This is a genomic window from Blastococcus sp. SYSU D00813, assembly GCF_054050735.1.
Genome location: NZ_JBJGZX010000009.1, coordinates 37,939 through 61,282, shown reverse-complemented (window position 1 = coordinate 61,282; position 23,344 = coordinate 37,939). Strand labels below are relative to the sequence as shown.

Genomic DNA, 23,344 nt, shown 5'->3' with positions numbered 1-23,344 from the left:
CTCCCCGCCGGCGGCGTCAGGCCTCGGCGACGCCGCGCACGGCGAGGGAGACGGCGAGCACCACCATCACGACCGCGATGCCCCCGTCGAGGACCCGCCACGCCGCCGGCCGCGCGAACACCGGGCGCAGCAGGCGGGCGCCGAAGCCCAGGCCGGTGAACCACAGGACGCTGCCCAGGCCGGCCCCGGCGGCGAACTGCCAGCGGTGCTCGCCGTAGGTGGAGGCGGTCGAGCCGAGCAGCACCACGGTGTCCAGGTACACGTGCGGGTTCAGCCAGGTGAGGGCCAGGCACGTGGCGACGGTGGCGGCCAGGCCGGCCCGCGCGCCCGAGGCCCCGGTGAGCAGGGCGCCCGGCCGCGCCGCGCGCCGCGCGGCCAGCAGCCCGTAGCCGAGCAGGAAGACCGCACCGGCGAAGCAGACGACCGGCACCAGCCACGGCAGGCTCGACAGGACGGCGCCGGCCCCGGCCACCCCCGCGACGATCAGCGCGAGGTCGGAGAGCGCGCACACCGCCACGACCACGGCCACGTGCTCCAGACGCAGCCCCTGCCGCAGGACGAAGGCGTTCTGGGCGCCGATGGCGACGATGAGGCCGAGCCCGAGCGCGAGCCCGGAGGCGGCGGCGACGAGCGCCGGGGTGGTGAGCACGGGACCGACCGTAGGAAGCACGCACGCACCGGTCCAGCTCATGATTCTTCCGCACCGTTAGCGTTGCTGTCGTGGACCTCGACCTCGCCCAGCTCCGGGCGCTCGACGCGACCGTCCGCGGCGGCACCCTCGAGGCCGCCGCCCGCGCCCTGCACGTGACGCCCTCGGCGATCAGCCAGCGGCTCCGGGCGCTGGAGGTGGCGACCGGCCGGATCCTGCTGGTCAGGACCAAGCCGGTGCAGGTCACCGAGTCGGGCCAGGCGGTGCTGCGGCTGGCCCGGCAGGTCGACCTGCTCAGCTCCGACGTCGCCCGGGAGCTGGGCGCCGGTCCGGGCGGTCCTCCCGGCGCCGACGGCGGCGGCCCCGACCCGGCTCCCCCGCCGACCCTGCCCATCGCGGTCAACGCCGACTCGATGGCGACCTGGCTGCTGCCGGCCCTGGCCCCGCTGGCCGGCGACGTCGCCTTCGACCTGCACCGCGACGACCAGGAGCACACCAGCGCCCTGCTCCGCTCGGGCACGGTGATGGCGGCGGTGACCGCCGAGGCCGACCCGGTGCCCGGCTGCACCTCCACACGGCTGGGCGGCATGCGCTACCGGCCGATGGCCACGCCCGGCTTCGTGCGCCGCTGGCTCCCCGACGGGCCCACGGTCGAGGCGCTCGCGCGGGCGCCGGTCGTCGTGTTCGACCGCAAGGACGACCTCCAGCACCGCTTCCTGCACGCGGTGGCCGGGCCGGGGGCGAGCCCGCCGGCGCACTACGTGCCCGCTTCCGCGGACTGGTTCTCCGCCGTCGCGCTGGGCCTGGGCTGGGGGATGGTGCCGCGGCTGCAGGAGCGCGGGTCGGGGACCGGGCTCGTCCCGCTCGACCCGGCCGCCGGGGTGGACGTCGTCCTCCACTGGCAGCAGTGGAAGCTGCGCTCGCCGACCCTCGACCGGGTCCGGGCCGCCGTGCTGCAGGCGGCCGCACGGGAGTTGGACGAGGCGCCCGCTGCGCCCCCCGGCCGCGGCACCGGGGTCAGCGGAGCGACGCGTCCAGCCGGCGGATGAGCTCGCCGACCCGCCCGCCGCCGCCGGGGGCGGCGGGGAAGCGCCGCAGGACGTCGACGACGGCCGGTCCGGCGAGGTCGCGGCACCGCGCGAGGTGGTCGGTGGCGGTGACGCCGTCGAGGTCCTCGCCGGCGGCGAGCTCGAGCGCCCGGGCGGTGTGCGCGGCGGCGCCCAGGACGTGCTTCACCTGGGTCGCCTCCGCCAGCGGGTGCAGGTACGGGGCCCCGGCGGCGGCGACGGCCGCCCGGGCCGCCTCGCTCGCCGCGGCCCGCCCCGCGTCGCGGCACTCCCCCGCCGCCCGGAGCGCCGCCCACGCGCTGTCGCGGATGGCCTTCGTCCGCTCGCCACCCTCGGCGAAGGCCCGCGCGGCCTCCACCGCGGCCCGCGGACGCGCGTCGTCGGGACACGCCCGCTCGTAGACCTCCAGGGCCGGCAGCGCGCAGGCGACCGCGTACCCGGCGACGTCCCGCAGCTCCGACCGGCTGAGCTCCACGGTGCGGACTCCGCCGGCCGCGCCGCCGTCCTGTCCGGAGGCCGGGCGGCCGGTCAGAACGGATAGGCGGGCAGGTCCCCGCGCACCGTCACCCACTGGGTCTCGGTGAAGGCCTCGATGTTCGCCTGCGGTCCGCCGTGGCGGGAACCGGTGCCCGACGCGCCCACCCCGCCGAACGGGGCCACCGCCTCGTCGTTCACCGTCTGGTCGTTGACGTGGACCAGCCCCGACGGGATCCGCTCGGCCAGCTGCAGCCCGGCGTAGACGTCGCGGGTGAGGATGCCCAGCGAGAGCCCGTACTCCGTCCCGGAGGCGAGGCCGACCACCTCGTCCAGCGAGGAGAACGGGGTCACCGGGGCGACCGGGCCGAAGATCTCCTCCTGGTAGGCGGGGTGCTCGATGGTCACGTCCCCCAGCACCGTCGGCCGGTAGAACAGCCCGGAGTACTCGCCGCCGGTGCGCACCGAGGCGCCGGCCTCCACCGACGCGGTCACCAGCCCGTGTACCCGGTCGCGCTGGCCGGCGTCGATGAGCGGCCCCATCGCCACCTGCTCGCGGAAGGGGTCGCCGACCGGCAGCTTCGCGACCTTCTCGGTGAGCACCTGCGTGTACTCCTCCGCGATCGACTCGTGCACCAGGTGCCGCGACGTCGCCATGCAGATCTGGCCCTGGTGGGCGAAGGTCCCCCAGGCGCCGACGGACGCCGCCGCGGTCACGTCGACGTCGGGCAGCACGATCAGCGCGGAGTTGCCGCCGAGCTCCAGGTGCGCCCGCTTGAGGTGCTGGCCGGCCAGCGCCCCGACGGCGCGACCGGCGCGGGTGGACCCGGTGAAGGCGACGACGCGGACGGCGGGCGCGGTCACCAGGGCCTCGCCGACGTCGGCACCGCCGGGCAGCACCTGGAGCACCCCGGCCGGCAGCCCGGCCTCCTCGAAGACGCGCGCGAACATCGCGCCGCCCGAGATCGCGGTGCGCGGGTCGGGCTTGAGCACCACGGCGTTGCCCAGCGCCAGCGCCGGGGCGACCGCGCGGATGGCGAGGATCGTCGGCACGTTGAACGGAGCGATCACCCCGACCACGCCGGCGGGCACCCGGCGGGCGAACGAAAGCCGCGGGGAGCCGGTGCGCAGCAGCTCGCCGTAGGGGTGCGAGGGCAGCGCCGAGGCCTCGTAGCACTCCTGGGCGCTGGTGTGCACCTGGAAGTCGCCGAAGGGCTGGATGGCGCCGGACTCGCGGGCCAGCCACCCCCTGATCTCGTCCGCGTTCTCCTCGAGCACCTGGCCGGCCCGGCGCAGCACCCGCGCCCGTTCCTCGAACGGCGCCGCCGCCCAGTCCCGCTGCGCGGCGGCGGCCCGGGTGGCGGCCGCCTCCACGTCGGCCGGCGTCGCCCTGCCGACCGGCGCGATCACGTCGCCGGTGGCGGGCTCGACGGCGTCGTACGTGCCGCCGGAGCCGTCGGTCCACGAGCCGGTCCAGATCTTGCCGTGCCAGGCGCCGTCCTCGAGCAGTGCCATGGGTGTCCCTCCTCAGTCGTCGGTGGTGTCGCGGAGCTCGGCCAGGATCGGCCCGGCCACCTTGAAGGCGTGGTTGGCCGCCGGCACGCCGGCGTAGACGGCCGCGTGCTGGAGCACCTCGGCGATGTCGTCGTCGGTCAGGCCGTTGTTCACCGCGGCGCGCACGTGCAGGGCGAACTCGTCCCAGTGCCGCAGCGCGACGGTGATCGACAGCGTCGCGATGCTGCGCTCGCGGCGCGAGAGCCCCGGTCGCTGCCAGACGTCGCCCCAGGCCACACGGGTGATGTAGTCCTGGAAGCCGGCGGTGAACGGGGTCGTGCCGGCGACCGCCCGGTCGACGTGCGCGTCGCCGAGCACCTCGCGCCGGGTGCGCATGCCCGCGGCGCGGCGCTCCTCGTCGGTGGCCGGCAGCCCGCCGGGTACCGGGGCGTCGCTCACCGGCCGGCCCCGTCGAAGTGCGCCAGCAGGGCCCCGGTCACCTCGAGCGTGCGCTCCAGGTTGGCCAGGTGCGCCGCCGGGCTCACCGAGAGGAGCTCCGATCCCGCGATCCCGGCGGCGATCCCCTCCTGGTGCGCCGGCGGCAGCGCCGGGTCCTCGGCGCCGGAGACGACGAGCGTCGGCGCGGAGATCCGGCCCAGGTCCTCCCGCAGGTCCATGCCGGCGACGACCTCGCAGCAGGCCGCGTACCCCTCGTCGTCGGCCGCGGCGATCATCGCCTCGAGGCGGGCCACCAGGTCGGGGTGCTCGGCCGCGTACGGCGGGGTGAGCCAGCGGCTGACCACCGTCGACGCCAGCGGCGCCGTCCCCCCGGAGCGGGCCGCGGCCGCGCGGTCGAGGAAGCCCTGCGGGTCGGCCTTCGCCGAGCTGCACAGGACCGCCAGCCGCGACACCCGCGCCGGTTCCCGGGCGGCCAGCCGCAGCGCCGTCATGCCGCCCAGCGACAGCCCGGCCACGTGCGCCTGCCGGACCCCGAGGCGGTCGAGCAGCGCGACGACGTCGTCCACCAGGTCGTCGAGCGTGTACGGCCCGGCCGGCGCCGGTGACTCCCCGTGCCCGCGGGTGTCGTAGGTGACCACCCGGAAGCGCTCGGCCAGCGCCGGCACCTGCGGGTCCCACATGGCGCGCGTGGCGCCCAGCGAGTTGGAGAGGACGACGACCGGCGCGTCGGCCGGCCCGTCCTCGGTGTACGCGACCTCGACGGCCGTCATGCCTCTCCCTCCGTCAGCCGCGCGTGCTCGGCGAGCGCGGCGTCCACCTGGGCCCCGGCCTCGCCCACGTCCGGCGCCGCGGCGGCCAGGACGGCGGGGCCGTCGACGTCCGTGCGGCCGGCGACGACGTCCGCCAGCGACCGGCCGGCCGCCCGCGCCTCCCGGGTCGCCGCCGCGGCCGCGTCGTGCGCGGCCGAGCGTCCGAGCGACGGCGTCAGTGCCTCGGCGAGCGCGGCGGCGAGCGAGCCCTCGCCGGCGGCGGCCACGGTCGCGGCCATCCGCCCGGTGTCCACCCGCAGCGACGCCAGCGACTCGGCCAGCCACGACGTCGCCGACCCGACGGTGACCAGCAGCTCCGTCAGCGTCGGCCACTCGGCGTGCCAGGCGCCGGCGGCCCGCTCGTGCTCCTGCTCCATCGCCGCGAACAGCGTCGCCACCAGACCCGGCGCGCGCCGGGCGCAGGCCCGGGCGGAGACCGCCGCGACCGGGTTGGCCTTGTGCGGCATCGCCGACGAGCCGCCGCGGCCGGGCGCGACCTCCGCCACCTCGGCGACCTCCGACTGGGCCAGGAGGACGACGTCGACGGCGACCGTGGCCACCGCCCCCGCGGCCGTCCCCAGCGCACCGGCCAGGTCCGCGACCGGCAGCCGCACGGTGTGCCACGGCACCGCGGTGGGGACCAGCCCCAGCTCCTCGGCCAGCGCGGCGCGCACCTGCACCCCGGCGCCCCCGCTGGCGGCCAGCGTGCCGACCGCGCCGCCGTACTGGACCGGCAGCGACGCGACCACCTCGGCCAGCCGCAGCCGGGCGCCGTCCAGCGCGGCCAGCCACCCGGCGGCCTTGAGCCCGAACGTCGTCGGCAGCGCCTGCTGCACGAGGGTGCGGCCCATGAGCACGTCGTCGCGGTGCGCGCGGGCGAGGTCGGCCGCGGACGACGCCGCGGCCGCCAGGTCGCCGTCGACCACCGCGACCGCCTCGCGCGCCATCAGCAGCAGCGCGGTGTCGACGACGTCCTGGCTGGTGGCGCCGACGTGCACCGCGACCGCGTCCCGCTCGCCCACCGCGTCCGCCAGCGCGCGGACCAGCGGCGGCACCGGGTTGCCGGCGTCGGCCGCGCGGGCGACCACGGTCGCGAGGTCGAGCCGGGCGGGCTCGGCGCAGGCCGCGGTCACCGCGTCGGCCGCGGTCGTCGGCACGAGGCCGGCGCGCGCGGCGGCCCGGGCCAGCGCCGCCTCCACCGCCAGCAGCGCCCGGAACCAGGCGTCCCCGGAGACCGCGGCGGGGACGCCGCCCCGCGCGAAGGTGCCGTCGAGGAGCCCTGTCACGCCGCCCTGCCTACCAGCCGCACCGGTCCCCCGCTCAGACGGCGAAGAAGACGGTCTCGGCCTCGCCCTGCAGCCGGACGTCGAGGCGGTACCCGTCGTCGGTGGGCGTGGCCAGCAGGGTCGACCGGCGGTCGGCGGGCAGGCCCCGCAGCACGACGTCCTCCGCGTTGGCCGGCTCCTCGTCGGCGAAGTAGAACCGCGTGACCACCCGGTCGAGCAGGCCACGGGCGAAGACCGAGACGTCGACGTGCGGCGCCTGCAGCCCGCCCTCGCCGTCGGGCACCCGCCCGGGCTTGAGCGTGAAGACGGCGAACTCGCCGGTGCGCGTCTGGGCGCGGGCGTAGCCGCGGAAGCCGGGGTACGACACCGCGCCGCGGGGGTCCTCCGGCGACGGGAACCGGCCGTCGGGGTCGGCCTGCCAGGTCTCGACCACCGCGTCGGGCACCACGTCGCCGGCGCCGTCCAGCACCCGGCCGCGGATCCAGATGCCGCCGTCGGTGCCCTCGGCCGCGGCCCACTCGCCGTCGGACCAGGTCAGCCCGATGGCCAGGTAGGGCCCGACGGTGGCGCTGGGGGTGGTCCCCAGCCGCAGCGGGCCGGTGAGGAAGCCCGACCCGCGCTGCCCGGACCGGGGCTGGAAGGGGCCCGGCGGGTCGGCCGGCACGTCGAGGGGGTCCGGGAACGGGGTGCTCATGCCACGTCTCCGTCGTCGTCGCCGTGGTCGTCTCCGCCGGACAGGGCCTCGAACGGGGTCTGCTCCACGCCGCGCAGCACGATGTCCCACTCGAACGCCAGCGCCCAGTTGTCCTGGGTCCGCTCGAGGGAGAACCGGCTGATCGCGCGGTGGCGGGCCGCCGGCGGGATGGCGTTGAAGATCGGGTCCTGCCCGAACAGCGGGTCGTCCGGGAAGTACATCTGGGTGACCAGGCGCTGGGTGAACGCCCGCCCGAACAGCGAGAAGTGGATGTGCGCCGGCCGCCAGGCGTTGTGGTGGTTGCCCCAGGGGTAGGCGCCGGGCTTGACCGTCAGGAACTCGTAGCGCCCCAGGCCGTCGGTGACCACCCGACCGAGGCCGTCGAAGTGCGGGTCCAGCGGCGCCGGCCAGGTGTCGACGACGTGCCGGTAGCGGCCGGCGGCGTTGGCCTGCCAGACCTCGACCAGGGCGCCGGGCACCGGACGGCCGTCGCTGTCGAGCACCCGGCCGTGCACCAGGATGCGCTGCCCGAGCGCCTCGCCGCCGTTGCGCCACGTCAGGTCGGCGTCGTGCGGCAGCACCCGGTCCTCGCCGAGCACGGGACCGGTGACCTCGGTGAGCCGGTGCGGCAGGTCGACCGGCGTGCGCAGCGGGGCGCGCAGGGCGGTGCTCCGGTACTCCGGGTACGCCAGCGGGACGCGCTGGGACGGGTCCTCGCGCAGGTAGCGCGGCAGGACCAGCGCGCTGTCGGACGTGCTCCGCGTCATGCCGCGACCGTAGGTCCGGGCACTACGCTGCCCAAGCCCGTGCTCCCACTGGACGGAAGGAGCCCGCCGTGGCCGGAGGCGCCGCCGCGCCGGGGCGGTCGGTCACCTCGCGCGCCCTCGCGGTGCTCGACGCCTTCGCCCCCGAGGCACCCCGCCTGACGCTCACCGAGATTGCGGAGCGCTCGGGCACCCCGCTGTCGACCGCGCACCGGCTGGTCGCCGAGCTCGCCGAGTGGGGCGGTCTGGCCCGGCGGGCCGACGGCCGCTACGAGATCGGCCGGCGGCTGTGGGACCTCGGCCTGCTGGCCCCGGTGCAGGCGGAGCTGCGGTCGGTCGCCGCGCCCTTCCTGCTCGACGTGCACACCGCCACCCGCGACACCGTGCACCTCGCCGTCCGCGAGGGGCCGGCCGCGCTGTACGTCGAGCGGATCTCCGGCCGCGAGTCGGTGCCGGTGGTCAGCCAGGTGGGCAGCCGGCTGCCGCTGCACGCCACCGGAGTCGGCAAGGTGCTGCTCGCCTCCGCCCCGGACGACGTCGTCGACCAGGTGCTGCGCTCGCTGAGCCGCCAGACCCGCCACACCGTCGTCGACCCGCGCCGGCTGCGCCGCGAGCTGGCCGAGGTCCGCCGCCGCGGGTACGCCCGCACCGCGGAGGAGATGTCGCTGGGCACCCACTCGGTCGCCGTCCCGGTGCGGGTCGAGGGGACGGCGGTGGTCGCGGCCGCGCTGGGCGTCGTCGTCCCCTCCTCCCGGCGGGACGTCACCCGGCTGGCACCGGTGCTCGAGGTGGCCGCGCGGGGCATCGGCCGTCAGCTGGCGCGGGTGCGCGACTTCCACTGAGCGGGAGCGCCGGGTTCCCCGCCGGCATGCCCGCGGTCACACTCGGCGGCGTGCGCACTCAGGTGGGGATCATCGGGGCGGGGCCGGCCGGACTGCTGCTGTCGCGGCTGCTGCACCTGCAGGGCATCGACTCGGTGGTGCTGGAGAACCGCTCCCGCGACTACGTGGAGGCCCGCATCCGCGCCGGCATCCTCGAGCAGCACACCGTCGACACCCTGACCGCCGCGGGCGTCGGCGACCGGCTGCACCGCGAGGGCCTGGAGCACTCCGGCATCCACCTGCAGTACCCCGGCACCCGGCACACCCTCGACTTCCCCGAGCTGTGCGGGCGCACCGTGTGGGTCTACGGGCAGACTGAGGTGACCAAGGACCTCATCGCCACCCAGCTCGACGGCGGCCCGCCGCTGCTGTTCGAGGTCTCCGACGTCACCCCCGAGGACGTCGACGGCGACAGCCCGCGGATCCGCTTCACCGACGCCGACGGCACCCCGCAGGTGCTCGAGTGCGACGTCGTCGCCGGCACCGACGGCTTCCACGGCCCCTCCCGCGCGGTCGTCGCGGCCGGGGCCGGGGGCGCGCGGGTGTGGGAGCGCACCTACCCCTACGCCTGGCTGGGGATCCTGGCCGACGCCGCCCCCGCCACCGACGAGCTCATCTACGCCTGGCACCCCGAGGGCTTCGCCCTGTACTCGATGCGCTCGCCGAAGGTGTCGCGGCTGTACCTGCAGGTCGACCCGTCGGAGAAGATCGAGGACTGGTCCGACGACCGGATCTGGGACGGCCTGGCCACCCGGTTCGCCCTCGACGGCTGGGAGATCAGCACCGGACCGATCACCGAGAAGTCGATCCTGCCGATGCGCTCGTTCGTCAGCGCCCCGATGCGCCGCGGCCGGCTGTTCCTCGCCGGCGACGCCGCGCACATCGTGCCGCCCACCGGCGCCAAGGGCCTCAACCTCGCCGTCGCCGACGTGACCCTCCTGGCCACCGCGCTGGTCCGGCTGCTGCAGGAGAAGCAGACCGACCTGGCCGACGCCTACTCCGACACCGCGCTGCGGCGGGTGTGGCGGTGCACCCACTTCTCCTGGTGGATGACCTCGATGCTGCACACGTCCGGCGACGACTTCGACGCCCAGCTCCAGCTGTCGCAGCTGCAGCGCGTCTGCTCATCGGAGGCGGCCGCGCGCGAGCTGGCGGAGAACTACACCGGTCTGCCGATCGAGGGGTGAGCGCGGCCCCTCCGCAGGCGACGGAGCAGACGACGGGGCGGACCACGAGCCGGGTCCTCGCCCCGGTCCTGGTCTTCTGCGTCGCCGTCGTCGCGGTCATCAGCAGCCTGGGCGCGCCGCTGGTCCCGGCCATCGCCGACACCTACGACGTCCCGCTCCACGACGCCCAGTGGTCGCTCACCATCAGCCTGCTGGTCGGCGCGGTGGCCACCCCGGTCCTCGGCCGGCTGGGCGACGGGCGGCAGCGCCGGACCGTCGTGCTCACCACCCTCACCGCCGTCCTGGTGGGCAGCGTGCTGGCCGCCCTGCCGCTCGGGTTCGGCTGGCTGCTGGCCGGCCGGGCCCTGCAGGGCCTCGGGCTGGGCCTGGCCCCGCTGGCCATGGCGACCGCGCGGGACGCGCTGACCGGCGCCCGCCAGCGCGCGACCGTCGCGGCGCTGTCGATCACCGTCGTCGCCGGGGTCGGCCTGGGCTACCCGGTCGCCGGGCTCGTCGCCGACCTGGGCGGGGTGCACGCCGCGTTCTGGCTGGGCGCCGCGGTGAGCGGCCTGGCCCTGGCCGCCGGCGCCGTGGTGCTCCCGCCGCCGCCGGACCGCCCGCCGCGCCGGCTCGACGCCGTGGGCGCGGTGCTCCTGGGCGCCGCCCTGGCCGCCGGCCTGCTCGTCCTCGGCGAGGGCGACACGTGGGGCTGGACCTCGCCGGCCCTGCTGGGCCTGGCCGCCGGCGGCCTGCTCGCTGCGGCCGCGTGGGTGGCCTGGTCGCTGCGGACGCCGGCGCCGCTGGTGGACCTGCGGCTGGCCCGCGGGCGGACGGCGGCCACGGCGCACCTGACCTCGCTCCTGGTCGGCCTCGCCAACTACCTGCTGCTCGCGTCGGTGCCCCTGTACGCGCAGACGCCCGAGGCCTCCGGCTACGGCTCCGGGGCCTCGGTGGTGGGTGCCGGCCTCGTCCTCGTGCCGTTCTCCCTGCTCAGCATCGCGGCCAGCCGTGCCGCCCGGGCGCTGACCGACCGCGCCGGCCCGCAGGTGTCCCTCCCGGTCGGCGCGCTCCTGCTGGCGGTCGCCCTGGGCCTGTACGCGCTCACGCCGACCGGCCTCTGGGCGCTCGGCGGCGTGATGGCGGTGGCCGGACTCGGCGTCGGCGCCTGCTTCGCGGTGCTTCCCGCCCTCGTCGTGAGCGCGGTGCCGGCGCGGGAGACCGGCAGCGCCATGAGCCTCAACCAGGTGCTGCGCTACGTCGGCTTCTCCACCGGCAGCGCCCTGGTCGCCGCCGTGCTCGCCGCGGCCACGCCCGCCGGCGCGGCGTACCCCTCGGCGGGCGGCTACACCGTGCTCGCGCTGGCCGGCTGCGCCGTCGCGGTCGGGACGGCGCTGCTGACCTGGCTCCTGCCGCCCCGAGCGGCTGCGGCCGACCGCTGACCCCGGCGCCGGGTCAGCCGCCGGCGGCGAGCAGACCGAGCACCGTGTCGGCGGTGCCCGGGGCCAGCGGCAGGTGCGGCAGCACGGCCGCCACCTCCTCGGGCTCGATGCCCTCGGCGAGCAGGAGGGCGAGCAGCCGGTCGGCGTCGGCCGGCGCCACCGGCTCCGGCGGTCCGCCGGCGGCCAGCGCGGCGCGGGCGAGGAACACCGCGCCCGAGGCCGCGGGGTCCTCCGCCGGCGCGGCCGGGAGGGGCGGGGCGGCGGCCTCCCGGGTGAGCGCCTCGGCCCGCCGGACCAGCGACAGCGGCAGCCCCTCGGCCTCCACCTGCAGCAGCGGGACGGCGCCCAGGGCGGCCAGCACCAGGTGCTCGGCCTCGGTCCGCAGCGGCACGTCCCACTCCCCCGCGTGCACGACCGCCGGCAGGTCGGTCCCGTCCTCACCCAGGTCGTCGAGCAGGTCGCGCCACTGCGCGGGCCGGGTGTCGCGGGCCCGCTCGGCGGCCTGCACGCAGGTCTGCAGCACGAAGGGCTCGATCACCTCGCGGTCGAAGCGGTCGGCGAAGACGACGCCGTCCTCGCCGACGGCGTTCAGCGCGTCGGCGAAGCTGCCCGGCCGGGCGTCGCCGAGGTCGAGCCGGCCGTCCTCGTCGCCGCTGAGCATCTGACCGGTCGCGGCGCGGTCACCGATCGTCCCGCCGGTCTCCACCAGCCGGCCGCGGCGGCGCAGGTGGTGCGGACGGTCGGACAGCCCCACCGACCACGCGCACGCCTCGGCGACGAGCGCGGCGGTCCGCTCGCGCAGGACCGTCCGGCACAGCAGGCCCATCCAGTCGACGTCGAACACCCCTCCAGCCTCCCCCGCCCGGACAGCGGGTGCCGGAACGGCCCGCCTGCCGGGGCCCGCGCCGAGCGGAGGGGCCGTCGGGCGGGCGTCAGCCGAACAGCTCGCCCAGGAAGGACTCCTTGCGCTTCTTCTTGTACGGCTGGCCGTGGTGGCCGCTCGAGTGCGACCGGCCCTGCACCTGGCCGAGCACCTCGTTCACCACGGCACCCAGCCCGCCCGACGACGACGTCGACGGGCGGTGCTGCTCGCGGTACCGGTCCTCCTCGCGGTACCGGTCCTCCTCGCGGTACCGGTCCTCGCGGTACCGGTCGTCCTCGCGGTACCGGTCGTCCTCGCGGTGCCGGTCGTCGCGGGCGGCCGCCGCGGCCGGGCGGCGCTCCTCACCGTGCCAGGCGTTCTCGGCGTCGATCAGGCGCTCGAGCTCACCGCGGTCGAGGAAGATGCCGCGGCAGTCGCTGCACTGGTCGACGTGGACGCCGTTGCGCTCGTACGTGCGCATGGACCCGTGGCACTTCGGGCAGGTCAGCTCCATGCCGCGGCAACGGCCGCCGCCGTCCCCGGGTTCCCCGCGCGCGGACCCGGCCGGTCCGTGCTACCGGCGGGTAACAGGTGTGGGATCGTCGTCGTCACCACGCACGAGAGGGCGTCGGCCACGGCGGCCGGCGTCAGGAGAGAGGTCCGATGCGGTTGCAGCTGTCCCCGGAGCTCGAGGCGTTCCGGGAGGAGATGCGCACCTTCTTCACCACGCAGGTGCCCCAGGAGATCCGGGACACCGTCGCCGCCCGCCGCCACCTGGGCAAGGACGACTACGTCCGGGCGCAGCGGGCGCTCAACGCCGGCGGCCTGGCCGTGCCGCACTGGCCGGTCGAGTGGGGCGGCAAGGACTGGACGCCGCTGCAGCGCCACATCTGGCGCGAGGAGATGCAGCTGGCGTGCGTCCCCGAGCCGCTGGCGTTCAACACGAGCATGATCGGCCCGGTCCTCGCGCAGTTCGGCAGCCAGGAGCAGAAGGAGCGCTTCCTGCCGAAGACCGCGAACCTCGACATCTGGTGGTGCCAGGGCTTCTCCGAGCCCGACGCCGGCTCCGACCTCGCGTCGCTGCGCACCACCGCCGTCCGCGACGGCGACGACTGGGTCGTCAACGGGCAGAAGACCTGGACCACGCTCGGCCAGCACGCCGACTGGATCTTCTGCCTGGTCCGCACCGACCCCACCGCGGAGAAGAAGCAGCGCGGCATCTCCATGCTGCTGTTCCCGATGGACACCCCGGGCGTCACCCTCCGGCCGATCGAGCTGCTCGACGGCGGCCACGAGGTCAACGAGGTCTTCTTCGAGGACGTGCGCGTCCCCGCGGAGAACCTGGTCGGCGAGGAGAACCAGGGCTGGACGATGGCGAAGTTCCTGCTCGGCAACGAGCGGGTCGGCATCGCCCGGGTCGGCACCACCAAGCACTACCTCAAGCTGGCCAAGGAGCTGGCCCGCGAGGTGACCGTCGGCGGCCGCCCGCTGCTCGACGACCCGCGCATGGCCGGGCGCATCGCCGAGACGGAGAACGAGCTGCTCGCCCTGGAGCTGACCGCGCTGCGCGTGGTCGCCAACTCCGCCGACGGCAAGCCGCACCCGGCGTCCTCGGTGCTCAAGCTCCGCGGCTCGGAGCTGCAGCAGGCGGCCACCGAGCTGCTGGTCGACATCGCCGGCCCGCTCTCGCTGGCCTCGTTCGCCGACGGCGGCTCCGAGGTGCCCGACTGGGCCCGCGTGGCCACGCCGGAGTACCTGAACTACCGCAAGGTCTCCATCTACGGAGGCTCCAACGAGGTGCAGCGCACCATCATCGCCGGCACGATCCTGGGGCTGTGACCAGATGAACTTCGAGTTCGACAGCGAGCAGAACGACCTGCGCGAGGCCGTCCGCGGCCTGCTCGAGCGCGCCTACGGCGACGCCGAGCAGCGGCGCCAGGTCACCAAGAACGACCCGGGCTTCGACGAGAAGACCTGGGGCCAGCTGGCCGAGATGGGCGTGCTCGGGCTGCCGTTCGCCGAGGAGGACGGCGGCATGGGCGCCGGCCCCGTCGAGGTCGCGATCGTCGCCGAGCAGATCGGCCGGGTCCTGGCCCCCGAGCCGTTCGTCGAGGCCGTCGTTCTGGCCGGTGGCCTGGTCGCCGCGGTCGGCACCGCCGAGCAGCGCGCCGAGCTCCTCGGTGCGCTCAGCGAGGGCAGCAGCGTGCTGGCGTTCGCGCACGCCGAGCCCCGCACGCGGTGGAGCACCGCGGCCCAGGGCGTCACCGCCGCGCAGGACGGCGACTCCTGGACGCTGACCGGCGTCAAGGAGCCGGTCCTGGGCGGCGCCCGCGCCGACGTCCTCGTGGTCAGCGCCGTCGTCGACGGCGGCACCGCGCTGTTCGTCGTCGACGGGGACGCCTCCGGGCTGACCCGCACCGGCTACCGCACGCACGACGGCGGCCGCGCGGCCAACGTCACCTTCGCGTCGACCCCGGCCCGGCTGCTCGGCGAGGGCACCGGCGACCGCACCGCCGACATCGAGAAGGCGTTCGCGCTCGCGCGGATCGCCTACGCGAACGAGTCGGTGGGCGCGATGGAGACCGCGCTGCGCACCACGTCGGAGTACCTGACGCAGCGCAAGCAGTTCGGCGTCACGCTGAACAAGTTCCAGGCGCTCACCTTCCGCGCCGCGGACATGTACGTGTCCCTGGAGCTGGCCCGCAGCACCGCGCTGTGGGCGAGCATGGTCGCCGACGCCGGCGGGGACGTCGTCGCCGCGGCCGACCGCGCCCGGCTGCAGACCAGCCGCGCCGGCCGGCACATCGGCAAGGAGGCCATCCAGCTGCACGGCGGCATCGGCGTGACCGCGGAGTACAAGGTCGGCCACTACACCAGCCGGCTCACCGCCATCGACCACGTGCTGGGCGACGGTGACTGGGCTCTCGACCGGCTGGCCGCGACCGTGGGCGACCACCCGACGGTCGACCCGCTGGGCGAGCCCTACGCCCCGGGCGCCGGCGTCGCCTGAGCGGTCCCCCTCGGCGAGATCTGCACACTCGGCGCCATCAGCCGCTGATGGCGACGAGTGTGCAGATCTCGCGCGGGTCCGGTCGGCGCAGCGTCAGCCGTCGAGCATCGCGCGGCGGAGCTCGTCGGCGTCCTGGGCGACCTGCTCCAGCACCGGGCCGACGGCGTCCTCGCGCACCTGGCCGGCGGTGAGCTGGGCGACGTCCACCGGCACGTAGCCGGGCTGGGTCAGCCGCGCGGCGATCTCGAACGCCGCCCGCAGCAGCGCGCCGTCGGCCGACGCGGGGTCGTCGACCGCCGTCAGCGGGCCGACCATGCTGTGCGGGAAGCCCCACTGCTCCAGGGCGACGCTGGTCAGCCGCGTGCCGGAGATGCCGTAGCGGCGCACCTCCGCCGACCGCCGGCCGGCGAAGGTCTCCTCCTGGGCCAGCAGCTCGCGGTACCCGGCGGGGTCGTTGTGGTGCAGCAGCGCCACGCCCACCTGGGCCAGCAGGCCGAGGCAGAGGGTGTCCTGCGGCCGCTCCCCGAACCGCGGCGCGAGCAGCGAGGCGGCCAGGGCGACGCTGGTCGTGCCGACCCAGAAGTCCTGCGGCAGCCGCGACTCGTCGTCGAGGTCGGTGAGGGCGACCGTCGCCATGGTGCGCACCGTGGTGAACCCGACGACGGTCACCGCGAACTGCAGCGACGTCACCCGGCCGCGCATGCCGAAGTAGGCGCTGTTGGCCAGCTTCATGACCCGGCTGGCCAGGGCCACGTCGGCGGCGAGGATGTCGGCCAGGGCCCTCGCGCTGGTGTCGTCGGAGTTGGCCACCGACACGATCTGCGCGGCCACGGGCTTCTGCGCGGCCATCGTGTCGATGCTGGCCAGCACCTCCTCCAGGTCGAAGGCGGGCACGGGGCTCAGCTGCGGGGCGGTCACGTCGGCTCCGGGGCGGTCAGGGGTGGCTGGGGGGTGTCGGAGCGCAGCGCGTGCCACGCGGCGAGGCCGGTGCCGGTCATGGGCTGCGCCAGGCCGAAGCCCTGCAGGTAGGTGGCTCCCAGGCCGGCCAGCGCGACGGCGGTCTGGATGTCCTCCACGCCCTCGGCGACGGTGCTCAGCCCGAGGCTGCCGGCCAGCGCGATGACGGCGGTGGCGATCTCGGCGTGGCCCCCGGCGAGCTCGGCGACGAACGACCGGTCGACCTTGAGGCAGTCCACCGGCAGGTGCCGCAGGTACGCCAGCGAGGAGTACCCGGTGCCGAAGTCGTCGATGGCGATCTGGACGCCGAGGTCGCGCAGCTGCTGCAGCACCGTGCGGGCCGAGGCCGGGTCCTTCATGAGCGCGGACTCGGTGATCTCGATCGAGAGCCGGGCCGGGCTCAGCTCGTGCCGCTCGAGCGCCGCGACGACGAGGGCGTGCAGGTTCCCGTCCAGCTGCAGCGCCGACACGTTGACGTTGGCCCGGCGCGGCGCGTCGGGCCCGAGCAGCCGGTCCCACTCGGCGACCTGGCGGCAGGTCTCGTCGAGCACGAGGGAGCCCAGCGGGCCGATGAGGCCGCTCTCCTCCGCCAGCGGCACGAACGTGGCCGGGCTGATCGGGCCCCGGTCCTCGTGGTCCCAGCGGGCCAGCGCCTCCACGGCGGTCGACGACCCGTCGGCGGTGGCGAAGATCGGCTGGTAGAGCAGCGTGATCTCCCGCCGCTCGACGGCGTCGCGCAGGTCGGCGACCAGCCGCAGCTTGTCCCGGGCCTCCGCGCGGGCCACGTGGTCGAGGACGGTGATGCGGCCCTTGCCGCCGTTCTTCGCCTGGTACATCGCGATGTCGCAGTCGCGGATGAGGTCCTCGGCGCTGGCGTGCTCCTCGGCCTGCACGGTGACCCCGACGCTGGCGTGCGGGCGGACGTCGACGCCGCCCAGACCCACCGGTTCGGCCAGGACCTCGCCGATGCGCTCGGCCAGGGCGACGGCGTCGTCGGTGCCGACGTCCTCGCAGACGACGACGAACTCGTCCCCGCCGAACCGGGCGACGAGGTCGCCCGGGCGCACGACGGCGCGCAGCCGGTCGGCCACCTCGACGAGCAGCTCGTCGCCGGCCGCGTGGCCGAGGGAGTCGTTGACGACCTTGAAGTTGTCCAGGTCGAGGAAGAGGCAGGCCAGGCCGCCCTGCCCGCGGACGAAGCGCTCGGCCACGTGCTCGGCCAGCAGGGTGCGGTTGGGCAGCCCGGTCAGCGGGTCGTGGTTGGCCTGGTGGGCCAGCCGCGCCTCGAACGCCAGCCGCTCGGTGATGTCCTCGATGGTGCCGACGAACCCGGCGCCGACGCCGGGGGTGAACAGGTGGGCGAAGCGGATGACGGTCCGCCGCTCGGCGCCGTCGGGCTGCACCAGCCGGGCGTGCGCCTCGCCGTCCCCGCCGCCGAGGACGACGGCCACCTGCTCGATGACGTGGTCCAGGTCGTCGGGGTGGACGCAGGCCATCCAGCCGGTGCCCAGGAGCTGCTCGGACTGCTGGCCGACCAGGCTGCAGAAGGCGTCGTTGACGTGCGCCAGGCGCATGCCCTGCTCCGACAGCAGGGTGGGGATCGGCGACCGCTCGGTCAGCGTGGCGAAGCGGCGCTCGTGGGCGTCGGCGGTCGCCCGCAGGGCGCGCTCCTGCTCGTTGTCGGCCGAGACGAAGCGCAGGTTCCACATGCGGCCGCTCGGCGTCGGGGTGCACAGGACGACGCACTCGGTGAAGACGCCGCTGGCCGTGCGGACCGGCAGGTTCATCCGGGCGGTCCGCTCGCGGCGCAGCAGCAGCTTGAGCTCCCCGCCGCGCAGCGACGGCAGCAGGTGCGCCACCGGTAGGTCCCGCAGGTCCTCCAGGGCGTACCCGAGCAGGTGCACCGCCCCCTCGTTGCCCCAGGTGACCCGGGCGCCGGTCCCCGACGTCTCGGCGACGAGCAGGGCCAGGCTGTTGCTGACCGCGGCGCCGTAGAAGACCGAGGACACGATGTCCGGGGCCACGCGCGCGTCGGCGGTCGCCGTCGGGACGGGTGTCACGGTCCTCCCTCCGTCCTGCTGTGCTGGTGTTCCGGTGCGGCCGGTCGTCTCCCGCCCGCATCCCGGTCTACGGCCACCGCGGCCGCGCACTGGACCCCGGACGACCCCCGGCCACCCCGACGGGGGAGGTCCGGTCGCCCGACGTGCTGGCTCTCACACCTCCGGCAGCGGTGGGTGACGGCCGCGGCTGGTAGGAAATCCCGGACGGACCCGCCACCCCGCGCGGCCTCCCCGCCCCCAGGCCCCTCCCGGCAGCGCTGCCGGACCGACCTGCACTGGAGTGCGCGTGCTCATCGGAGTCCCCCGCGAGACGTCCCCCGGCGAGACCCGCGTGGCCGCCACCCCGGCCACCGTCCGCCAGCTGCTCGGGCTGGGCCACGAGGTGGTGGTCGAGTCCGGCGCGGGCGCGGCGGCGTCGTTCCCCGACGAGGAGTACGCCGAGGCCGGCGCCCGGATCGGCACCGCCGCCGAGGCGTGGGGCGCGGAGCTGGTCCTGCACGTGGCCAAGCCGTCGGCGGCCGAGCTGGACCTGCTGCGCGCGGGCGGGGTGCTGGTCAGCCTGCTGTCCCCGGCGCTGGACCCGGAGATGGTGGCGGCGCTCGCGGCCCGGCCGATCACGGCGCTGGCGATGGACGCCGTCCCGCGCATCTCCCGCGCGCAGTCGCTGGACGTGCTGTCCTCGATGGCCAACATCGCCGGCTACCGGGCGGTGATCGAGGCCGCGCACGCCTTCGGCCGGTTCTTCACCGGGCAGGTGACGGCGGCGGGCAAGGTGCCGCCGGCCAAGGTGCTGGTCGCCGGCGCCGGGGTGGCGGGGCTTGCGGCCATCGGCGCGGCGTCGAGCCTGGGCGCGATCGTGCGCGCCACCGACGTCCGCCCCGAGGTGGCCGACCAGATCGCCTCCCTGGGCGGGGAGTACGTCGGCGTGCCCGCCGACGAGGCCCAGCCCGGGGGCGGCACGGGCTACGCGTCGGTCACCAGCGAGGACTACAACGCCCGCGCGGCGGTGATGTACGCCGAGCAGTGCCGTGACGTCGACATCGTCATCACCACCGCGCTCATCCCCGGCCGGCCGGCGCCGCGGCTGATCACCGCCGACATGGTGGCCTCCATGAAGCCCGGCTCGGTCATCGTGGACATGGCCGCCGCCCAGGGCGGCAACGTCGAGGGCTCCGTGGCCGACCAGGTCGTCACCACCGCCAACGGCGTCACGATCATCGGCTACACCGACCTGCCCGGCCGGCTGCCCGCCCAGGCCTCGCAGCTGTACGGCACCAACCTGGTCAACCTGGTCAAGCTGCTCACCCCGGGCAAGGACGGCGTGTTCGTCCTGGACCTGGACGACGTCGTCCAGCGGGCGATGACCGTCGTGCGCGACGGCGAGGTGCTGTGGCCGCCGCCCCCGGTGGCCGTGTCGGCCGCCCCGGCGACCGCCGCGCCACCGCCACCGGCGCCGCTGGTCAAGCGCGAGAAGGCGGCGACGACCCCGGCGCGGCGCGGCGCGCTGGTCGGGCTGGCCGCGGCGCTGCTGTTCCTGGCGACGGCGTTCGCGCCGAACCAGCTGGTGGGCAACCTGACGGTGTTCGCGCTGTCGGTGGTGGTCGGGTTCTACGTGATCGGGCACGTGCACCACGCCCTGCACACGCCGCTGATGTCGGTCACCAACGCGATCTCCGGGATCATCGTGGTCGGCGCGCTGCTGCAGCTGGGCCACGTCAGCGGGGTCGTGACCGTCCTGGCGTTCATCGCCGTGCTGCTGGCGTCGATCAACGTCTTCGGCGGCTTCGCCGTCACCCGCCGGATGCTCGGCATGTTCACCCGCGGCGGGACCACCGCTGCCCGCACGGCCGCGGGAGCGCACCGATGACCCTCACCGGCGCCGCGTCGGCGGCCTACCTGGTCGCCGGCCTGCTCTTCGTCCTCTCCCTGGCCGGGCTGTCCAGGCACGAGACGGCCAAGGCCGGCAACGCCTACGGCATCGCCGGCATGGCGCTGGCGCTCATCGCCACCGTCGTGCTGGCCGCCGACGACCTCGAGGCCGCCGCGGTCGTGGCCATCGTCGTGGCCATGGCCGTCGGCGCGGTGATCGGCCTGTGGCGGGCCCGCCGGGTCGAGATGACCGGCATGCCCGAGCTGATCGCGCTGCTGCACAGCTTCGTCGGGCTGGCCGCCGTCCTCGTCGGCTGGAACGGCTACCTGTCGGTCGAGGGCGCCCCCGCCGGCGAGGCCGAGGAGCTCGGTCTGGCGGTGGAGATCCACTCCGCCGAGGTCGCCATCGGCGTATTCATCGGCGCGGTCACCTTCACCGGCTCGATCGTCGCCTTCCTCAAGCTGTCGGCGCGGATCAAGAGCAACCCGCTGGTGCTGCCAGGCAAGAACCTGCTCAACCTCGGCGCGCTGGCCGCCTTCGCCGTCCTCACCGTCGTCTTCGTCATCAGCCCGAACCTGCCGGTGCTGGCGGTGCTCACCGCGCTGGCCCTGGCGCTGGGCTGGCACCTGGTCGCCTCGATCGGCGGCGGCGACATGCCGGTCGTCGTCTCCATGCTCAACAGCTACTCCGGCTGGGCCGCTGCCGCGGCCGGGTTCCTGCTCGACAACGACCTGCTGATCATCACCGGCGCGCTCGTCGGCTCCTCCGGTGCCTACCTGAGCTACATCATGTGCCAGGCGATGAACCGCTCCTTCGTCTCCGTGATCGCCGGCGGCTTCGGCAACGAGGGCGCCGCGGCCTCCGGTGGGGGCGAGGACGGCGAGCACACCGAGATCACCGCCGCCGAGGTCGCCGAGCTGCTCACCGACGCCCGCTCGGTGGTCATCACCCCCGGCTACGGCATGGCCGTCGCGCACGCCCAGGGCCCGGTCGCCGACCTCACCCGGCAGCTCACCGACCGCGGCGTCGACGTCCGGTTCGGCATCCACCCCGTCGCCGGCCGCCTCCCCGGCCACATGAACGTGCTGCTGGCCGAGGCGAAGGTCCCCTACGACGTCGTCCTGGAGATGGACGAGATCAACGACGACCTCGCCGCCACCGACGTCGTCCTGGTCATCGGCGCCAACGACACCGTCAACCCCGCCGCCCAGGACGACCCGGGCAGCCCCATCGCCGGGATGCCGGTGCTGCGGGTGTGGGAGGCCGGCACCGTCGTGGTCTTCAAGCGGTCGATGAACACCGGCTACGCCGGCGTGCAGAACCCGCTGTTCTTCCGCGACAACACCCGCATGCTCTTCGGCGACGCCCGCGAGCGCGTCGAGGACATCCTGAAGGCGCTCTGATGACCGCTCCCGGCCCCGGCCTGCTGGTCAGCCCGGCCTGGCTGATCGGCGGGCTGCGCAACGTGCCCGGCTACCTGGCCACCGACCGCCGCGGGCTGACCTTCGTCAGCGACGAGCCGGTCTTCGACGTCCCCCTGCGGCAGGTCACCGACGTGTCCTGGCCGTGGTGGTGGTTCGGCGGCGGCGTCAAGCTCACCGCGGCCGGGCAGCGCTGGAAGATCACGTTCGTCCGCCCCAACGGCATGCCGCCGCCGCACCCCTCGATGCTCGCCACCGGGGTGGGGGTGTTCGCGCTGCTCGGCGGCGCGGCCGGGACCGTCCACGACGTCCAGGCGCTGCGCGGCCTGGCCGACATCGGCACCGGCCGGGCCGCGGGCCGGCTCTGGCGGGAGGTCCTGCCGGGCTGACGGGCGCGCCTCGCTTGCGGACGGCGGTCCGGGCGTCGACCGTGGCCGGGTGGACCCCTTCCGCCTGCCGCGCATCCCCGGGCTGTCCGACCTCGTCTCGCTGCTGCAGACGCAGACCGAGGCCCTGGCCTCGCTGCCGCGCACGCTCACCGACCTCAACGGCGCCGTCCGCGAGCTCATCGCCGCCACGAGGACGGCGACCGCCGCGATCTCCTCCGCGCAGCGCACCGCCGAGCGGCTCGAGGCCCTCGTGGAGGAGCTGGAGGAGCCGGTGCGCGCGCTGCGGCCCGGCCTGATCCGCGTCGGGAAGGTGCTCGACGACCCGGTGGTCGACTCGCTGCCGGAGACGTTGCGCCGGCTCTCGGACGACCTGCTGCCGATCGTGTCGGGGCTGCGTCAGGCCCAGTCGCGGGTGGAGTCGGTCACCGGGATGCTGCGGCCTCGCCGGAACCGGGAGAGCGGGTGAGGACGAAGGCGAACGGCTCGTCCAGCCCGCGCATGTCCATGAGCCCGAGCAGCGTCCGCTCGTCGACCCGGCGGAACACGTCCACCACCGGCAGCGCGTCGTAGACGATCGCCGCGGTCACCACCCCGCGGGAGGCCACCGCGCGGACCCGGGCGCCCGGCCGGCGGGCGCGCAGCAGCGGCCGGACGGCGGCGAAGCCGGCCCGCGCGACCGGCGTGCGGGCCAGCCCCGGCGCGCGGCGCAGGAGCCCGAGCGGCGCCGGCCAGGGGGCGACCGGCCGCGGGACGCCGGAGCGGCCGGCGAACAGCAGCGGGTGCACGGTCTCGACGTCGACGACCTCCTTGCCCCACCAGCGGTGCAGCGTCAGCAGGCCGTCGAGCCGGCTCCCCGTCGGCAGCTCGGCGCCGCGCCAGCGGCCGACGAGCTCCTCGGGCGCCACCGGCTCGAGGGTGTCGAACAGGGCGAGCACGCCGGCCGCGGAGGTCACCGCGGGAGCCCCTCCGGGAGCCGGGTCGTCGCGTCGGTGCGGGCGGCGGCCACCTGCGGGAGGGTCAGGAAGAGCGCCTCGCGCAGGTCCGCCCCGCGCAGGTCGGCCCCCCGCAGGTCCGCGCCCAGCAGGTCGGCGCCGCGCAGGTCGGTCCGGCGCAGGTCCGCGCCGATGAGCAGCGCCCCGCGCAGGCAACCGGCCCGGAGGTCGGCGCCGCGCAGGTCGGCCCCCACCAGGTCGTGCCCCGAGCGGTCCGGGCGCGGGCCGGGCAGTGCCGACCGCACCAGCTCGCTCGCCTCGCGCAGCAGCGGCCCGGCGTCCCGGCGCAGCGCCGCCGTGTCCAGGCCGGCCAGCTCGGCGGCGCCGGCGGCCCGGAGGGCGCGCACCCGGTCGCGGGCGGCCGTGAGCCGCGGGCGCAGCGGCCCGGCGGCCGGCCGGGCCAGCGCCTCGGCCAGGTACCAGAGCAGCTCCGACAGCTGCCGCATCGCGTCGAGGACGGCGAGCGCCTCCGGCTCGCCCCGCGGGTCCCGCCCGCGGTAGGTCACCTGCACGACCTGCTGGCCGGCGCCGAAGCAGTCGAACGCCACGCAGCCGGGGAAGCCGCGCGCGGGCAGCTCGGCGTGGATCGTGCAGCGGTCGT

24 protein-coding genes are annotated in these 23,344 nt (G+C 76.0%); 10 read left to right on the top strand and 14 right to left on the bottom strand.

Features of this window, described 5'->3' with window-relative positions; all coding sequences use genetic code 11:
- Window positions 1–16: 16 nt before the first annotated feature.
- Window positions 17–649 carry a LysE/ArgO family amino acid transporter gene (locus tag ACI8AX_RS08535; protein WP_456549370.1) on the bottom strand — a complete coding sequence of 211 codons (633 nt, stop codon included), beginning with the start codon at window positions 647–649 and terminating at the stop codon, window positions 17–19.
- A 71-nt stretch (window positions 650–720) separates the two neighbouring features.
- Between ACI8AX_RS08535 and ACI8AX_RS08530 the strand changes: the two genes are divergently transcribed.
- Window positions 721–1,698 (top strand): LysR family transcriptional regulator ArgP, encoded by a 978-nt coding sequence (locus tag ACI8AX_RS08530; RefSeq protein ID WP_456549369.1) that lies wholly within the window; start codon window positions 721–723, stop codon window positions 1,696–1,698.
- Here the strand turns inward: ACI8AX_RS08530 and ACI8AX_RS08525 are convergent.
- From ACI8AX_RS08525 to pcaH, 7 genes are read right to left on the bottom strand one after another with little or no spacing between them, the layout of a single operon-like run.
- The gene (locus ACI8AX_RS08525) at window positions 1,667–2,191 is read right to left on the bottom strand and encodes a putative immunity protein (protein ID WP_456549368.1); all 525 of its coding nucleotides are present in this window, start codon (window positions 2,189–2,191) and stop codon (window positions 1,667–1,669) included. The genes ACI8AX_RS08530 and ACI8AX_RS08525 overlap by 32 nt on opposite strands.
- A 53-nt stretch (window positions 2,192–2,244) precedes the next feature.
- Window positions 2,245–3,705, bottom strand: a complete 1,461-nt coding sequence (locus tag ACI8AX_RS08520; RefSeq protein ID WP_456549367.1) for a benzaldehyde dehydrogenase — start codon at window positions 3,703–3,705, stop codon at window positions 2,245–2,247.
- A gap of 12 nt (window positions 3,706–3,717) precedes the next feature.
- Window positions 3,718–4,143 (bottom strand): 4-carboxymuconolactone decarboxylase, encoded by a 426-nt coding sequence (gene pcaC / locus ACI8AX_RS08515; RefSeq protein ID WP_456549366.1) that lies wholly within the window; start codon window positions 4,141–4,143, stop codon window positions 3,718–3,720.
- A complete protein-coding gene (gene pcaD / locus ACI8AX_RS08510) occupies window positions 4,140–4,913 on the bottom strand; it encodes a 3-oxoadipate enol-lactonase (protein ID WP_456549365.1) in 774 nt (257 codons plus the stop codon). Before pcaD ends, pcaC begins: the two co-directional genes overlap by 4 nt.
- Window positions 4,910–6,238 (bottom strand): 3-carboxy-cis,cis-muconate cycloisomerase, encoded by a 1,329-nt coding sequence (gene pcaB, locus ACI8AX_RS08505; protein ID WP_456549364.1) that lies wholly within the window; start codon window positions 6,236–6,238, stop codon window positions 4,910–4,912. Before pcaB ends, pcaD begins: the two co-directional genes overlap by 4 nt.
- Window positions 6,239–6,272: 34 nt before the next feature.
- A complete protein-coding gene (gene pcaG, locus ACI8AX_RS08500; protein ID WP_456549363.1) occupies window positions 6,273–6,932 on the bottom strand; it encodes a protocatechuate 3,4-dioxygenase subunit alpha in 660 nt (219 codons plus the stop codon).
- Window positions 6,929–7,699, bottom strand: a complete 771-nt coding sequence (gene pcaH / locus ACI8AX_RS08495) for a protocatechuate 3,4-dioxygenase subunit beta (protein ID WP_456549362.1) — start codon at window positions 7,697–7,699, stop codon at window positions 6,929–6,931. Before pcaH ends, pcaG begins: the two co-directional genes overlap by 4 nt.
- Before the next feature lie 68 nt (window positions 7,700–7,767).
- On the opposite strand from pcaH, the gene ACI8AX_RS08490 reads away from it, so the two are divergent.
- The 3 genes from ACI8AX_RS08490 to ACI8AX_RS08480 are packed head-to-tail and all read left to right on the top strand — an operon-like array spanning window position 7,768 to window position 11,182.
- Entirely contained in the window at window positions 7,768–8,538 is a 771-nt protein-coding gene (locus ACI8AX_RS08490; protein ID WP_456549361.1) for an IclR family transcriptional regulator, read from the top strand.
- Window positions 8,539–8,588: 50 nt separating this feature from the next.
- Window positions 8,589–9,764 carry a 4-hydroxybenzoate 3-monooxygenase gene (locus ACI8AX_RS08485; RefSeq protein ID WP_456549360.1) on the top strand — a complete coding sequence of 392 codons (1,176 nt, stop codon included), beginning with the start codon at window positions 8,589–8,591 and terminating at the stop codon, window positions 9,762–9,764.
- Entirely contained in the window at window positions 9,761–11,182 is a 1,422-nt protein-coding gene (locus tag ACI8AX_RS08480; protein WP_456549359.1) for an MFS transporter, read from the top strand. The genes ACI8AX_RS08485 and ACI8AX_RS08480 overlap by 4 nt, the downstream gene beginning before the upstream one ends.
- Before the next feature lie 13 nt (window positions 11,183–11,195).
- On the opposite strand, the gene ACI8AX_RS08475 is transcribed toward ACI8AX_RS08480, so the two are convergent.
- Together ACI8AX_RS08475 and ACI8AX_RS08470 are read right to left on the bottom strand one after the other, a co-directional pair.
- Window positions 11,196–12,026 (bottom strand): hypothetical protein, encoded by an 831-nt coding sequence (locus ACI8AX_RS08475; protein WP_456549358.1) that lies wholly within the window; start codon window positions 12,024–12,026, stop codon window positions 11,196–11,198.
- A gap of 88 nt (window positions 12,027–12,114) precedes the next feature.
- On the bottom strand, window positions 12,115–12,525 hold the full coding sequence (locus ACI8AX_RS08470; RefSeq protein WP_456549357.1) for a TFIIB-type zinc ribbon-containing protein: 411 nt from the start codon (window positions 12,523–12,525) through the stop codon (window positions 12,115–12,117).
- A gap of 182 nt (window positions 12,526–12,707) precedes the next feature.
- On the opposite strand from ACI8AX_RS08470, the gene ACI8AX_RS08465 reads away from it, so the two are divergent.
- Window positions 12,708–13,883 carry an acyl-CoA dehydrogenase family protein gene (locus ACI8AX_RS08465; protein WP_456549356.1) on the top strand — a complete coding sequence of 392 codons (1,176 nt, stop codon included), beginning with the start codon at window positions 12,708–12,710 and terminating at the stop codon, window positions 13,881–13,883.
- Window positions 13,884–13,887: 4 nt separating this feature from the next.
- Window positions 13,888–15,054, top strand: coding sequence for an acyl-CoA dehydrogenase family protein (locus ACI8AX_RS08460; RefSeq protein ID WP_456549355.1), 1,167 nt, complete (start codon window positions 13,888–13,890; stop codon window positions 15,052–15,054).
- A gap of 93 nt (window positions 15,055–15,147) precedes the next feature.
- Here the strand turns inward: ACI8AX_RS08460 and ACI8AX_RS08455 are convergent, their stop codons facing one another.
- Together ACI8AX_RS08455 and ACI8AX_RS08450 are read right to left on the bottom strand one after the other, a co-directional pair.
- Window positions 15,148–15,972 (bottom strand): HDOD domain-containing protein, encoded by an 825-nt coding sequence (locus tag ACI8AX_RS08455; protein WP_456549354.1) that lies wholly within the window; start codon window positions 15,970–15,972, stop codon window positions 15,148–15,150.
- Window positions 15,969–18,071, bottom strand: a complete 2,103-nt coding sequence (locus ACI8AX_RS08450; protein ID WP_456549353.1) for a putative bifunctional diguanylate cyclase/phosphodiesterase — start codon at window positions 18,069–18,071, stop codon at window positions 15,969–15,971. The genes ACI8AX_RS08455 and ACI8AX_RS08450 overlap by 4 nt, the downstream gene beginning before the upstream one ends.
- A gap of 286 nt (window positions 18,072–18,357) precedes the next feature.
- Here ACI8AX_RS08450 and ACI8AX_RS08445 point away from each other — a divergent pair, with 286 nt between their 5' ends.
- The 4 genes from ACI8AX_RS08445 to ACI8AX_RS08430 are packed head-to-tail and all read left to right on the top strand — an operon-like array spanning window position 18,358 to window position 22,217.
- Entirely contained in the window at window positions 18,358–19,938 is a 1,581-nt protein-coding gene (locus ACI8AX_RS08445) for a Re/Si-specific NAD(P)(+) transhydrogenase subunit alpha (protein WP_456549352.1), read from the top strand.
- A complete protein-coding gene (gene pntB / locus ACI8AX_RS08440) occupies window positions 19,935–21,344 on the top strand; it encodes a Re/Si-specific NAD(P)(+) transhydrogenase subunit beta (RefSeq protein ID WP_456549351.1) in 1,410 nt (469 codons plus the stop codon). The genes ACI8AX_RS08445 and pntB overlap by 4 nt, the downstream gene beginning before the upstream one ends.
- The gene (locus ACI8AX_RS08435; protein WP_456549350.1) at window positions 21,344–21,751 is read left to right on the top strand and encodes a hypothetical protein; all 408 of its coding nucleotides are present in this window, start codon (window positions 21,344–21,346) and stop codon (window positions 21,749–21,751) included. Before pntB ends, ACI8AX_RS08435 begins: the two co-directional genes overlap by 1 nt.
- 49 nt (window positions 21,752–21,800) lie before the next feature.
- A complete protein-coding gene (locus ACI8AX_RS08430) occupies window positions 21,801–22,217 on the top strand; it encodes a hypothetical protein (RefSeq protein WP_456549349.1) in 417 nt (138 codons plus the stop codon).
- On the opposite strand, the gene ACI8AX_RS08425 is transcribed toward ACI8AX_RS08430, so the two are convergent.
- Together ACI8AX_RS08425 and ACI8AX_RS08420 are read right to left on the bottom strand one after the other, a co-directional pair.
- Complete coding sequence (locus ACI8AX_RS08425) at window positions 22,174–22,704, bottom strand: DUF4334 domain-containing protein (RefSeq protein ID WP_456549348.1); 531 nt, start codon at window positions 22,702–22,704, stop codon at window positions 22,174–22,176. The genes ACI8AX_RS08430 and ACI8AX_RS08425 overlap by 44 nt on opposite strands.
- Window positions 22,701–23,291: a pentapeptide repeat-containing protein gene (locus ACI8AX_RS08420; RefSeq protein ID WP_456549347.1), complete on the bottom strand. Its 591-nt coding sequence runs from the start codon at window positions 23,289–23,291 to the stop codon at window positions 22,701–22,703. Before ACI8AX_RS08420 ends, ACI8AX_RS08425 begins: the two co-directional genes overlap by 4 nt.
- Window positions 23,292–23,344: the final 53 nt, after the last annotated feature.